This window comes from Duganella phyllosphaerae (assembly GCF_001758785.1).
GTDB lineage: Bacteria > Pseudomonadota > Gammaproteobacteria > Burkholderiales > Burkholderiaceae_D > Rugamonas > Rugamonas phyllosphaerae.
Genome location: NZ_LROM01000082.1, coordinates 75,805 through 88,695 on the forward strand (window position 1 = coordinate 75,805; position 12,891 = coordinate 88,695).

General features: G+C 63.3%; 10 protein-coding genes and 1 other RNA gene. 1 reads left to right on the top strand and 10 read right to left on the bottom strand.

Translation table 11 applies throughout. The features are described 5' to 3' along the window. From DUPY_RS11670 to rnpB, 8 genes are all read right to left on the bottom strand, one after another. Window positions 1–1,407 (bottom strand): UDP-N-acetylmuramoyl-tripeptide--D-alanyl-D-alanine ligase, encoded by a 1,407-nt coding sequence (locus DUPY_RS11670; RefSeq protein ID WP_070248198.1) that lies wholly within the window; start codon window positions 1,405–1,407, stop codon window positions 1–3. Then, window positions 1,407–2,963: a UDP-N-acetylmuramoyl-L-alanyl-D-glutamate--2,6-diaminopimelate ligase gene (locus tag DUPY_RS11675; RefSeq protein ID WP_229255333.1), complete on the bottom strand. Its 1,557-nt coding sequence runs from the start codon at window positions 2,961–2,963 to the stop codon at window positions 1,407–1,409. Before DUPY_RS11675 ends, DUPY_RS11670 begins: the two co-directional genes overlap by 1 nt. After that, on the bottom strand, window positions 2,960–4,735 hold the full coding sequence (locus DUPY_RS11680; RefSeq protein WP_070248199.1) for a peptidoglycan D,D-transpeptidase FtsI family protein: 1,776 nt from the start codon (window positions 4,733–4,735) through the stop codon (window positions 2,960–2,962). The genes DUPY_RS11675 and DUPY_RS11680 overlap by 4 nt, the downstream gene beginning before the upstream one ends. Continuing rightward, entirely contained in the window at window positions 4,732–5,007 is a 276-nt protein-coding gene (gene ftsL, locus DUPY_RS11685) for a cell division protein FtsL (protein WP_070248201.1), read from the bottom strand. Before ftsL ends, DUPY_RS11680 begins: the two co-directional genes overlap by 4 nt. Beyond that, entirely contained in the window at window positions 5,004–6,014 is a 1,011-nt protein-coding gene (rsmH, locus tag DUPY_RS11690) for a 16S rRNA (cytosine(1402)-N(4))-methyltransferase RsmH (RefSeq protein ID WP_071651621.1), read from the bottom strand. The genes ftsL and rsmH overlap by 4 nt, the downstream gene beginning before the upstream one ends. Before the next feature lie 8 nt (window positions 6,015–6,022). Further along, window positions 6,023–6,451 (bottom strand): division/cell wall cluster transcriptional repressor MraZ, encoded by a 429-nt coding sequence (mraZ, locus tag DUPY_RS11695; protein WP_070248203.1) that lies wholly within the window; start codon window positions 6,449–6,451, stop codon window positions 6,023–6,025. 591 nt (window positions 6,452–7,042) lie between these two features. Beyond that, window positions 7,043–8,554, bottom strand: a complete 1,512-nt coding sequence (gene glpK / locus DUPY_RS11700) for a glycerol kinase GlpK (protein WP_070248204.1) — start codon at window positions 8,552–8,554, stop codon at window positions 7,043–7,045. A 56-nt stretch (window positions 8,555–8,610) separates the two neighbouring features. Continuing rightward, window positions 8,611–8,957: RNase P RNA component class A (gene rnpB / locus DUPY_RS11705), an RNA gene on the bottom strand. Window positions 8,958–9,071: 114 nt separating this feature from the next. Here rnpB and DUPY_RS11710 point away from each other — a divergent pair. Further along, the gene (locus DUPY_RS11710; RefSeq protein ID WP_070248207.1) at window positions 9,072–10,781 is read left to right on the top strand and encodes a thiamine pyrophosphate-binding protein; all 1,710 of its coding nucleotides are present in this window, start codon (window positions 9,072–9,074) and stop codon (window positions 10,779–10,781) included. A gap of 2 nt (window positions 10,782–10,783) precedes the next feature. Here DUPY_RS11710 and DUPY_RS11715 read toward each other — a convergent pair whose 3' ends face one another. Both DUPY_RS11715 and DUPY_RS11720 read right to left on the bottom strand, forming a co-directional pair. Then, the gene (locus tag DUPY_RS11715; RefSeq protein WP_070248209.1) at window positions 10,784–11,308 is read right to left on the bottom strand and encodes a hypothetical protein; all 525 of its coding nucleotides are present in this window, start codon (window positions 11,306–11,308) and stop codon (window positions 10,784–10,786) included. Between the two features lie 74 nt (window positions 11,309–11,382). Then, window positions 11,383–12,480, bottom strand: coding sequence for a porin (locus DUPY_RS11720; protein ID WP_070248211.1), 1,098 nt, complete (start codon window positions 12,478–12,480; stop codon window positions 11,383–11,385). Between the last annotated feature and the right edge of the window lie 411 nt (window positions 12,481–12,891).

The window sequence follows — 12,891 nt, forward strand, 5'->3', positions numbered from 1 at the left end:
TTAGTGACTTCCTTTAATAGCTTGTTGCAATCCAATCAAATGCTGCACGACCCGTTCCATTTTCATGAAGCGGGAGCCCTTGATCAATACGGTTGCGTTCGACGTGACTGCCGCATCCACTGCGGACAATAACGCGTCGAATTGTTCAAAATGACGAATGGCGTCCCCACGCATGTGGGCGGCCAGTTCGCCGGTAACGAGCACCTGTTCGATGCCTTTGCTCTGCGCGTATGCGCCGATCTCTTCGTGGAACTCGCGGCCCTGCATGCCCACTTCGCCCATGTCGCCCAGCACCAGCACGCGCGGCGCGGCAGCCTTGGCCAGTACGTCGATGGCGGCGCGCACCGAGTCCGGGTTGGCGTTGTAGGTGTCGTCGATGACGGTGGCGCCATTGGCGGAAAGCTTCCTTTGCAGGCGACCGCTGACCGGTGCAAAGGTGTCGAGTCCCAGCTTGATATGTTCGAGCGCGATGCCGGCTGCGTAGGTGCAGGCGACAGCGGCCAGCGCATTGCGCACATTGTGTTCGCCGGCGGCCTGCAGGTTGACGAAGAACTGCTGTTCGCGCTCGCCTTCACCTTCACTTTCGCGGATGGTGACGAACATCTGGTTGCCGAATGTGGCACCTGAGTCGTCGGCCCGGAACGTGCACGACACCTCGGCCGCCTTGCTCAAGCCGAAGCGCAGCGCGCGGCGACCGGCGGCCAGTTCGTCCCACACCGGCGTGTATTCGTCGCCGTGCGGGTAGACCGCCACGCCATCGGCCGGCAAAGCGGACAGCACGGCGCCGTTTTCACGCGCCACCGCTTCCACCGTGTGCATGAATTCCTGGTGTTCGCGCTGGGCGTTGTTGACCATGGCGATCGTGGGCGCGGCAATCGCGGCCAGGCGGGCGATTTCGCCCGGATGGTTCATGCCCATCTCGATCACGGCCGACTGCTGCTGTGCGTCCATGCGGAACAAGGTCAATGGCACGCCGATTTCGTTATTCAGGTTGCCGCGCGTGGCCAGCCGCCCTGCTTCGCCGTGGGCGGCAGCGAGGATGGTGGCGATCATCTCCTTGACCGTGGTCTTGCCGTTGCTGCCGGTGACGCCGATCACCGGCACCGCGAACTGCCCGCGCCACCAGTTGGCCAGCTGGCCCAGCGCCGTCAAGGTGTTGGGCACGACAATGGCCGGCACCGTCAAACCTGCCGGCACTTCTTCCACCACCACGGCGGCGACGCCCTTGGCGGCAACGTCATGCAGGAACCGGTGAGCGTCGAACACCTCGCCGCGCAGTGCGACGAACAGGGCGCCGCTTGCGACGCTGCGGCTGTCGGTGGAAACACCATTGAAGGCTATGGCATCATCGCCAGCGAAGGTGACGCCAGCCAGTGCGGGAAGGACCTGTGCGAGTACAGCGCGCATCAATGGGTCCTCATCATGGTCAGGCGCGCCGACAGCGCCAGCTGGGCGTGGTCGGTGTCGGAGAACGACAGCTTCTTGCCCTTGATTTCCTGGTACGGCTCATGGCCTTTGCCAGCGAGCAGAATCACGTCGGCCTTGGCGGCGTGCTTGATGGCAGACAGGATGGCGCCGGCGCGGTCGTCCTGGGTTTGCACGCGCGAGGCAGGGTTGCTCAAGTCCATGCCGGCAACGATCTGCTCGATGATGGCGTGCGGGTCTTCGCTGCGCGGGTTATCGCTGGTGACAATCACCTGGTCGGCCGCCTGGGCGATACGGCCCATTTGCGGACGCTTGCCCGGATCGCGGTCGCCGCCGCAGCCGAACACGCACCACAGCTGGCCCTGGCGGTCGCTGGCGACAGCGCGCAGCGCGGCCAGGGTTTTTTCCAGCGCGTCGGGCGTGTGGGCGTAGTCGATCACGATCAACGGCGCATCCTGGCCACCCACCTGCTGCATGCGGCCGGGGGCGGGTTCCAGTGCTTCCACAGCGTCGATGGCGCCGCGCAGGCCGGTGCCCTTGGCCAGCAGCGCGCCCATCACGCCCAGCGCGTTGCTGATATTGAAGGCGCCCACCAGGTGGGTTTTCACCAGCGCCACGCCCAGCGGGCAGTCAAGGTGGAACTCGGTACCACCGGCGCGGCCAGTACGCAGCTGGCTGGCGCGCAGCATCAGCACGTCGTCGATATCGGGCTGCGCAGCGTCATCCTGGAGCGTGTAGCCGATCAGCGGAATGGTGCCAGCCAACGCAGGCTTGGTCTTCAAGTAAGCGATCAGGCGCAGGCCGGCCGGGTCGTCGAGGTTGACGACAGCGGTTTTCAGTCCCGGCCAGTCGAACAGTTTGACCTTGGCCGCTTCGTACGCGGCCATGTCGCCGTGGTAGTCGAGGTGGTCGCGCGTGAGGTTGGTAAACACCGCCACGTCGAAATGCATGCCGGCCACGCGATGCTGGTCGAGCCCGATCGACGACACTTCGATGGCGAGCGACCTGGCGCCTTGTTCGCGCAGGCCGGCCAGCGTACGCGCCAGCAGCACGGCGTCGGGCGTGGTATAGCCGGTGACGTCGTAATCGACTTCGCCACGAGCACGGAACACGCCCACGCCCAGGGTGCCGATGACGGCAGCCAGTTCACCGCCGCGCGCCAGCGCCTGGCCGAGCCACACGGCGCTCGATGTCTTGCCATTGGTGCCGGTCACGCCGACGGTAAACATGGCGGTATCTGGCTGCGCGTAATACGCGTGGGCGATCGGGCCGGCGTGTTGCTTGAGATTGGTCACGCCGATGCGGGCCACGGTCACGTGGTCGGGCAGGTCGCCACCGGCGGGGTCGAATACCACCAGCGCGGCGCCATTGGCAACCGCGCTGTCGATAAAGGCGCGGCCTTCGGCAAAAGCGAAAAACACGTCGCCCGGCTCCACGCGGCGCGAGTCAGACGTCAGGCGGGCGCCTGGCGCCAGCTTGCGGATCGCGTCGGCGATGGCGGGTATTCCGGCCAACGGGTCGAAGTTTAAAGTCGTCACATGTTCCCCTGTGCTGCGGATTCAGGAATGATGATATGGGTCAGGTCGGAGTCCGGCGCCACGTTCTTGGCGCGCAGCGCCTGCGCGGCCAGGGCCGAAAAAATCGGGCCGGCGACGTCGCCGCCGTATTTGAGGGGGCCGCTCGGCTCATCGATCATGACGGCGATGATGAAGCGCGGGTCCGACATCGGCGCCATGCCGACGAAGTTGCCGATGTACTTGGTGTGCGAATAGCGACCGTTGACCACCTTTTGCGCGGTACCGGTCTTGCCGCCCACGCGGTAGCCGGGCACTTGCGCCTTGACCGCGGAGCCGCCCGGCAGTGTGACCATTTCCAGCATCTCGCGCATTTCGGCGGCAGTCTTGGCGCTCACCACCTGGGTGCCGTGCGGCGCTTCGGTCACTTTCTGGAACGACAGTGGAATGATGTCGCCGTTGCGCGCGAAAATCATGTACGCGCGTGCCAGCTGGATCAGCGACACCGTCAGACCCTGGCCGAAGCTGATATTGGCGTGTTCCACCGTGCGCCAGGTTTTGTAGGGACGCAGGCGGCCCGCCACGGCGCCCGGGAAGCCCCAGCGCGGCGGCTGGCCAAAGCCCACCTTGGTATAGATTTCCCACAGGTCCTGCGCCGGCATGGCCAGCGCGATCTTCAGCGTGCCGATGTTGGACGACTTCTGGATCACGGTCTGGACGTCGATGGTGTGGTGCGCGCTGGTGTCGTGGATGGCATGGCCGCCGACCATGATCGCGCCGTTACCGGTATCGATCATGGTATGCGGCGTGACGCGTTTTTCATCGAGCGCCAGGCCCACCGTGAACGGCTTGAGCGTGGAGCCGGGTTCAAAGCTGTCGGTCATTACGCGATTGCGCAGTTGCTCGCCGGTGAGCTTGGAGCGGTCGTTGGGGTTGTAGGTCGGATAGTTGGCCAGCGCCAGCACTTCGCCCGTGTGGACGTCGAGCACCACCGCAGCACCGGCCTTGGCCTTGAATTTTTCCACTGCGTCTTTCACCTGGGTGAAGGCAATGTACTGGATCTTGCCGTCGATCGACAGCGTGAGGTCCTTGCCGTCGTGCGGTTCGCGCACCGAGCCGATATCCTCGACGATGTGGCCCAGGCGGTCGCGGATCACGCGGCGGGTGCCGGTCTGGCCGACCAGGTTCTTTTGCTGGGCCAGCTCCATCGATTCCTGGCCCACGTCTTCCAGGTTGGTAAAGCCCACCACGTGGGTGGTCACTTCGCCCTGCGGGTAGAAGCGCTTGTATTCTTTTTCCGAGCCGATGCCGGTGATCTTGAGCTTGGCGATCTTGTCGGCCACGTCCATTTCGACCTGGCGCTTGAGATAGACGAAGCTGCGGTCGGAGTCGAGCTTTTTCTGCAGTTCGGCGTTGGTCATGCCCAGCAGCGTGGCCAATTCCTTGAGCTGGTCGGCCGGTGCATTCTGCACGTCGTCCGGGTTGGCCCAGATGCCCTTGACCGGCACCGACGACGCCAGCACCTGGCCATCGCGGTCGGTGATCTTGCCGCGCGTGGCAGGCAGGATCAGGGTGCGCGCGTAGCGGGCCTCGCCCTGCTTTTGCAGGAACTGGGTGGACATGCCCTGCAACCACATGGCGCGGCCGGCCAGCGCGGCAAAGGCAAAGAACAGCACGAACAGCACCACGCGCGAGCGCCATACCGGCAGGCTCACCGCCAGTACCGGGTTCTTCGAGAACGGCACGCCCTTGGAGCGGGCGACGCGCCCGTTGTTCTGGTGGCCGCTGCGACTCATTTCGATGCCTCTGGCGTCAAGTACTGCGTGCGCGCCGCGGTGAGCGCCGTCATGCCCAGGTCGCGGCGGGCGATTTCCTCGATGCGCGCGTGCTTGCCGAGCGTGGACTGGTCGAGCTGCAGCTGCGACCATTCGATGTCGAGCTGGCGCGCCTGCGACTGCGAGCGTTCCAGTTCGATGTACAGGTGACGCGCCTGGTACTGGGCGTTGACCAGCGACAGGCCGCAGCCCACCAGCAAGGCGGCCAGCACGATGTTGATCTTGCCGCTCACGCTGCGTCCTCAGGGAATGGCAGGCGGCGCGCCACGCGCATCACCGCCGAGCGGGCGCGCGGGTTGGCGTCCACTTCGGCGTCCGATGGCTTGACCTTGGCCAGCAGCTTGATCTCGGGCTGCGGCAGGTCCACCGCGCGGATCGGCAGGCGGCGGTCGGGCTGTTCGACATTGGCGCGGGCGGCAAAGAAGCGCTTGACCATGCGGTCTTCCAGCGAGTGGAAGCTGATGATGGCCATGATGCCGCCCGGCGCCAGGCTGGCGTACGCCTGGTTCAGACCGATTTCGAGGTCTTCAAGCTCTTTATTGATGAAAATCCGGATAGCCTGAAAGGTGCGAGTGGCCGGATCCTTGCCCTTCTCCCGGGTTTTGACCGCGCCTGCCACGATGCCGGCAAGCTGTCGTGTGGTCGAAATTGGCTCGATTGCCCGGCGAGCAACAATCGCCTTTGCAATCTGGAAAGCAAACCGTTCTTCCCCATATTCTTTAATAACCTTTTCCAGTGTCTTTTCGTTTTCGATGGCAAGCCATTCGGCTGCCGACATGCCGCGCGTGGTGTCCATGCGCATGTCGAGCGGACCGTCGTTGCGGAAGCTGAAGCCGCGCGCGGCGTCGTCCACCTGTGGCGACGAAATGCCCAGGTCAAGCAGGATGCCGTCCACCTGCGCCACGCCGCGCTCGGCCAGGGCCGCGCCCATGGTGGCAAAGCTGTCGTGAACGATGGTGAAGCGTGGATCGTCGATTTGTTCGGCGGTGGCGATCGCCTGCAGATCCTTGTCGAAGGCGACCAGGCGCGCACTGGCGCCCAGCTTGGCCAGGATCAGGCGCGAGTGGCCGCCACGGCCGAAAGTGCCGTCGACGAAGACGCCGTTGGCGCGCGCGCCGGTGAGCGCCAGTGCATCGACCGCCTCGTCGAGCAGCACGGTGCGATGCTGGAAGTCGGCGGCGGCTACCGGTGATGCGCGGTCGGGTACCGCGCTGTCAGGTACCGTAGGTGTCGTGATCACGGAGTACCTTAGAAAGAGAAATTGGCGAGGACATCGGGGGTGCCGGCTTCGATTGCCTGCTGCTCTTTTTCCGCCATCTTGGCGGCGTCCCAGATTTCGAAATGCGAGCCCATACCCATCAACATCACTTCGCGCTCGATGCCGACCGCGCTGCGCAGCTCGGGCGCGACCAGGATGCGGCCGGCGGTGTCGAGTTCGACGTCGGTGGCGTAGCCGAGGAAGATGCGCTGCCAGGCGCGTGCCTGCATGGGCCACTGGGCGATCTGCTGACGGTGCTGCTCCCACACGGGACGGGGGAACAGCATGACGCAGCCATCGGGATGGCGGGTGAGCGTGAGGCGGCCTTCGCATTGGATGGCCAGCGCGTCACGATGCTTGGCAGGGATAGACATCCTGCCTTTTGCATCGAGATTGATTGCGGACGCGCCTTGAAACACGGGATTACCTTTGACCTCAAATTGTTAGCGGAGCATGAATTGCAACTTTTGTCGTCCAACTTCCCCTGCCGCTAAGTCAGTAGAAATTTCCCACAAAAAGACACTTTTTCACACAGATGCCCACTTTAGTGGATGGCCGTATCGTGGTCAAGCGCTTTCCGGCAATCGAAATCCCGATTTTAGTAATGAAATTAAGGACTTAGCGCGCTTCCTTGAAGCCAGCTAGAAACAAAATAGCTCAACAAATTAAGTACTTATGTCCAAAACTGAATGTGGACTCTCATCTATGCACATGTGTTTGGGGGTTGCGCTCGATCAAAAATGACTGGGTCAAAACAATAAAATAATCGCATAAAGTTGCCAGATACCAACATTGCATTAAATTATTTACAACAGTCGAGTTCGGTAATGTCGAGGAGGCAAAAGCGGGACAAGGACGATGAATGCCGTGCAAAGCGGCTCTGGGGGCGGGGGAATAGCGGGTCAGTGACTTTCAGTCGGCTTTCGGCGTATCAAACCGGTCCATAAGCCGAACATACCAGCTGGCTTAAGTTGTCTATACATATTAGCGCGAGGCAGTGCCGTGCCATATTAGCTTTCCTGGTCCTGATGCCAGTCGCGTGAGCGCGCCACTGCCCTGCCCCAGTTGGCCAGCAAGGCCTGGCGCCGGTCATCGCCCATGGCCGGTTCGAAGCGCCGTTCGCAGGTCCATTGCGCCGCCACTTGCTCGCGGCTGTCCCAGTAGCCCACCGCCAGACCGGCCAGGTAGGCGGCACCCAACGCCGTGGTTTCGGTCACGTGCGGACGCACCACCGGCACGCCCAGCAAGTCGGCCTGGAACTGCATCAGCAGGTCATTACGCGCCGCGCCGCCGTCGGCGCGCACCTCGCTCAAGCTGAAGTCGCGGCGCGAGGCCGCCACGTCGCGCTGCATGGCGATCATCAGCTCGGCGCTCTGGTAGGCGATCGCTTCCAGTGCGGCGCGGGCGATATGGCCGCGATGGCTGCCCCGGCTCAGGCCCACCAGGGCGCCGCGCGCATACGGGTCCCAGTGCGGCGCACCGAGGCCGGCAAAAGCCGGCACCAGGAACACGCCGCCGCTGTCGGCCACGCTGGCGGCCAGCGCTTCCACGTCGCTCGATTTCTGGATCAGGCCCAGGCCATCGCGCAACCACTGCACGGTGGCGCCGCCCATGAACACGCTGCCTTCCATCAGGTAGTCGGTTTCGCCGTCGAGGCGCCAGCCCACGGTGGTGAGCAGGCGGTTGTGCGATGCGACCGGGTGGCGACCCAGGTGCATCAGCATGAAGCAGCCGGTGCCATAGGTATTCTTGACCATGCCCGGCTGCAGGCAGGCCTGGCCGAAGGTGGCGGCCTGCTGGTCGCCGGCGATGCCGGCCACGGCAATCGGCACGCCGAACAGTTCGGGCTTCGTCGTGCCGATTTCCTCGCTCGACGACACCACCTGCGGCAGCAGCTCCTCGGGGATGTCGAACAGCGCCAGCATGTCGCTGTCCCAGCGCAGCAGGTGGATGTTGAACAGCATGGTGCGCGACGCATTACCCATGTCGGTGACGTGGCGGCCGGTCAGCTGGAACGCCAGCCAGCTGTCCACGGTGCCGAAGGCCAGTTCGCCGCGCCGCGCGCGTTCGCGTGCGCCCGGCACGTGGTCGAGCAGCCATTTGAGCTTGGTGGCGGAGAAATAGGCGTCGAGTTCGAGCCCGGTGGCGGACTTGATCAGCGCCGCCTTGCCGGCCGCGCGCAACGCGTCGCAGGTATCGGCCGTACGGCGGTCCTGCCAGACAATGGCCGGGGCGATCGCCGCACCGGTAGCGCGGTCCCACACCAGCGTGGTTTCGCGCTGGTTGGCGATGCCGATGGCGCGGATCTGGCGCGGGTCGATGTGGTTGTCGCGCAGGACCTGGCGGGCCACGGCGAGCTGGCTTTGCCAGATGTCCTGCGGGTCGTGTTCGACCCAGCCGGGATGGGGGAAATGCTGGGGATATTCGGCTGCCGCGCTGCCGCAGATGTGGCCGGCGTGATCGAACACGATGGCGCGCGAACTGGTGGTGCCTTGGTCCAAGGCCAGTATGTACTGTTTCATCGGCGTCCCCGGTCGGCGCGGTGTCGCATCGATCCGGCGGCAGCCGCATGGTTATTAGTTGAAGCAAGCCGATAGGCCGGATTTTGTTACGGCGCGGCGAACCGCGCTATGACAGCCATTCCTCTAGGCGCTGGATTACTCCAGCGCTCAAGCTTCCTACCCGCACGCTCCGCGAGCAGCATCATCGCGTGCCTATTTGGAATTGCACCAGGTGGAGGTTACCGCGTTTCACCGTAACTTAATACGCTCGTCTCTGTGGCCCTGTTCCTCGCCTTATACCTCGCCGGCTTGCGCCAGCAAAGGCTTTCGGCGGACGGCCGTTAACCGTCACCCCGCTCTGTGGAGTCCGGACCTTCCTCCCGCCAGGCATTACGCACTGGCCAGCGGCTGTCTGGCTTGCTTCAGGCGGCATTGTAACAGCCCATGCCGCCAATTCTGAAATTTGGTGTCGCCATTGTTAAAGCCCGCGCCGGGGCGCCGCCTTAGAATGATGAATCCCTACCTGTAAAGGCCACACATGACGCACCCCACCCGCAGCGGCGGCCAGATCCTGGTCGACGCCCTCCAGATCCACGGCGTCGATACCGCCTTCGGCGTGCCCGGCGAAAGCTATCTCGACGTGCTCGACGCGCTGCACGACTCCGGCATCCGCTTCATCATCAACCGCCAGGAAGGCGGCGCCGCCTTCATGGCCGACGCCTACGGCAAGATGACCGGCCGCCCTGGAATCTGCTTCGTCACGCGCGGACCGGGCGCCACCAATGCCTCGATCGGCGTGCATACCGCGTACCAGGATTCGACGCCGATGATCCTGTTCATCGGCCAGGTGGGCAGTGACTTCATCGACCGCGAAGCGTTCCAGGAAATCGACTACCGCCGCATGTTCGGGCAAATGGCCAAGTGGGTGGCGCAGATCGACCGCGCCGACCGCATTCCCGAGTACCTGGCGCGCGCGTTCCAGGTGGCCACCAGCGGCCGCCCCGGCCCGGTGGTGCTGGCCCTGCCCGAGGACATGCTCACTACCATGGCCGCAGTCGCCGATACGCGCCGCTACCAGCCGGTGCAGGCGTCGCCATCAAGCGCGCAAATGGACACCGTTCGCACCATGCTGCAAGGCGCACAGCGCCCGTTGCTGCTGCTGGGCGGCGGCGGCTGGACCGAGCAGGCCTGCGCCGATGTGCGGCGCTTTGCCGAAGTGAACCACCTGCCGGTGGCGTGCGCGTTCCGCTTCCAGGACCTGCTCGACAACGACCATCCCAATTACGCCGGCGACGTCGGCATCGGCATCAACCCCGCGCTGGCCAAACGCGTGCGCGAGGCCGACGTCATCGTTGCCATCGGCCCGCGCCTGGGCGAGATGACCACTGGCGGCTACGGCCTGCTGGCCGCGCCAGTACCGCAGCAGCGCCTGGTCCACGTTCATGCCGACGCCGAGGAACTGGGCAGCGTGTACCAGGCCGAGCTGATGATCAACAGCGGCATGCCGCAATTTACGGCCATGCTGGCCGCGCTGGCGCCATTGCAGAGCGACGCGTGGCAAGCGAGCGTGGCGGCGGCGCGCGCCGACCTGGCGGCGTGGCAACAACAGCCACCGATTTTCCAGGACGGCGCCGCACCGCTCGACCTGTGGCAGGTGGTGCAGGACATCGACCGTATCGCCCCGCACGACGTCATCATCACCAACGGCGCCGGCAACTACGCCACCTGGGCACACCGCTTCCACCGCTACGGCGGCATGCGCACCCAGCTCGCGCCCACCAGCGGCGCCATGGGCTACAGCGTGCCGGCCGGCGTGGCGGCCAAGATCATCGACCCTGAGCGCACCGTGATCACCTTTGCCGGCGACGGCGAATACATGATGAACGGCCAGGAGCTGGCCACGGCGGTGCAGTACCGCGCGGGCGTAGTGGTGATCGTGTTTAACAACGGTATGTTCGGCACTATCCGCATGCACCAGGAGCGCGATTATCCGGGCCGCGTGTCGGGCACGGAATTGCACAACCCCGATTTTGCGGCGCTGGCGGTGGCCTACGGCGGCCACGGAGAAGTGGTGACGGCGACAGCCGAATTCGGCCCGGCGCTCGAACGCGCGCTGGCGTGGGCCAACGAAAAACAACTGCCGGCGCTGATCGAGCTGCGCTATGACGGCGAGCTGATTACGCCGGGGGCCACCTTGGCCACCATCCGCAGCACGGCGCAGGCCGCGCAGGCAGCCCGGAAAATCTAGGGTCAGGCGCCGCCGTTGCTGGCGGCCGGCGCATCCTTCTGCTCTTTTTGCGGCGGACAGGCGCGGCACACGCCCGCCTTGCGGCCAAAATCGGTCACCAAAGGCAACCGCATCGGCACCGTGGCGTCGCCGCAGTAGCCGCCATCGAGCACCAGCGCCTTGCCGCCTTCGACGATCTTGCCGCTGATGGTGCGCTCGTCCTCTTCCGGTGGCTGCACGGTGAAGTACATCTGCCTGCCGCGCGGATCGATATTGACGTCGCTGGCCACCACCGGCCAACTGATGCCGCCGGCCGTGTATTCGTACAGCACGGTATCGACCTCGTTAAACCGTTGCAAGGTGATGCGCTGGCCGCCGAATTCGCCGCTGTCGGCATTGATGCACAAGTCGGAAAACACGAGCATGCCGTAGCGCGGCAAGCCGCGCTCGTCGGCCTTGCGCGCGCCGGGCGCCTTGGATGCCGCCAGCACCGCGCACGAGGCCAGCAGCAGGGCGCCGGCCAGCAGCGCACGTTGTCGGTTCTTCATTCGTCAATCGCTTTCCCAAAAGAACAACGGCTGCACCAGGCAGCCGTTGTGGATTCTAAACCTGAGAAGTCAGATTAGAATGCGTGTTTTACGCCCAGGTTGAAGGCTTTGTCGCCCGTACCGGCTTCGGTGTTGTTACCGACGGTGTAAGCAGCGCCGTTTTTGTTGTTGATTTTAGCGAAAGCAACATAGGTGCTGGTGCGCTTCGACAGAGCATACGAGTAACCAACAGCGAACTGGTTAGCATCGCGGTTCAGTGGATCTTTGTCGTTCTTGCGGGTGTACGAAGCCATCACGGTGCCGGCGTCGCCAACTGGTGCGGTCAGACCGATCAGCGCGTTGACGGTGTTTTCCGAGTTGCCGTAAGGCAGGTTGCTGTAAGCGTTAGGCACTGCAACGTTCGAGCTGTTCAGGCCTTTGTTGTTGCCGTAGGCAACGTAAGCTTTAACAACTTTGAAGTTGTAGTTCACACCAACCAGGGTGTTGTGGCCGTTACGCAGGTTAGGATTGGTCGCGGTGTCGTTGTTGTGCGTGTTGTACGCGATACCAACGTTCAGGTCGCCATTGGTGTACAGACCCGACGCGCCGATTTGACGCTGTGCGCCCGAATCGCCAGCTTGTTCGCCCAGGCTGTACGAAACCGAACCCGAGAAACCGTAGTAGCTAGGGGTTTTGTAGACAACAGCGTTGTCGTTGCGGGTGCCGGTGGTGACGTTAGCCACGGCGCTGGTCGAGCCCACTGGGAACAAGTTTTTGGCGGTACCGGCCATGCCCATTGCGAACGGGTCAGCCACGTCGCGCAGAACTTCGTAGTAAGGGGTGTACTGACGACCCAGGGTCAGGGTACCGGCAGTTTTCGAGCTCAGACCAACGTAGGCTTCGCGGTTGAACAGGCGATTGGTGCTGTTGTCCAGTGCGCCGTCGTCGGTTTTTACGCCGGCTTCCAGCTTGAAGATAGCGTTCAGACCGCCACCCAGGTCTTCGGTACCTTTGAAGCCGATACGCGAAGCCGAAGCAGTGCCGCTACCCAGTTTGGTCACGTTGCCATTGATGCCACCGCGTTCTGCGACGATACCGGCATCAACGATACCGTACAGGGTAACGTTCGATTGTGCCATTGCCACGTTGCTCAGGGCGCCCAGGATGGCGATGGAGATCAGGGATTTTTTCATTCTTTATTTCCTTCAGTTGTATTGCTATCAAAGGTAAAGCAGCTAATAGTGCGGCTCAATTCGGTTGCTTATCGACGCCTGCTGCGACGTCGTTTGCGCCTGAGAGCTCACTCCCGAGCGGCCACTGCTGTCTTTCTGTGGCGCTATTTTATCGCATCGCAATATTTCATGCCGAGCAAGCGAATCAGACGCGTTCTTTCCGCACGATGAACATGGGTGACAGTCCGTTGTGCGGCCTGCCTGTGTAACGTTGCCATGTCATGCATCATTACAACATCGTGGTCGGACCAAGTAAAAATAGCTACATTGCTATTTACCGCGCTATTTTATAACGAAGAGCTCGTATTCACCCCTAACTCATTGCTAATAAGCTTACAAGTCGTCGCCTGGTTTGCGCCTAAAAAAATCCAG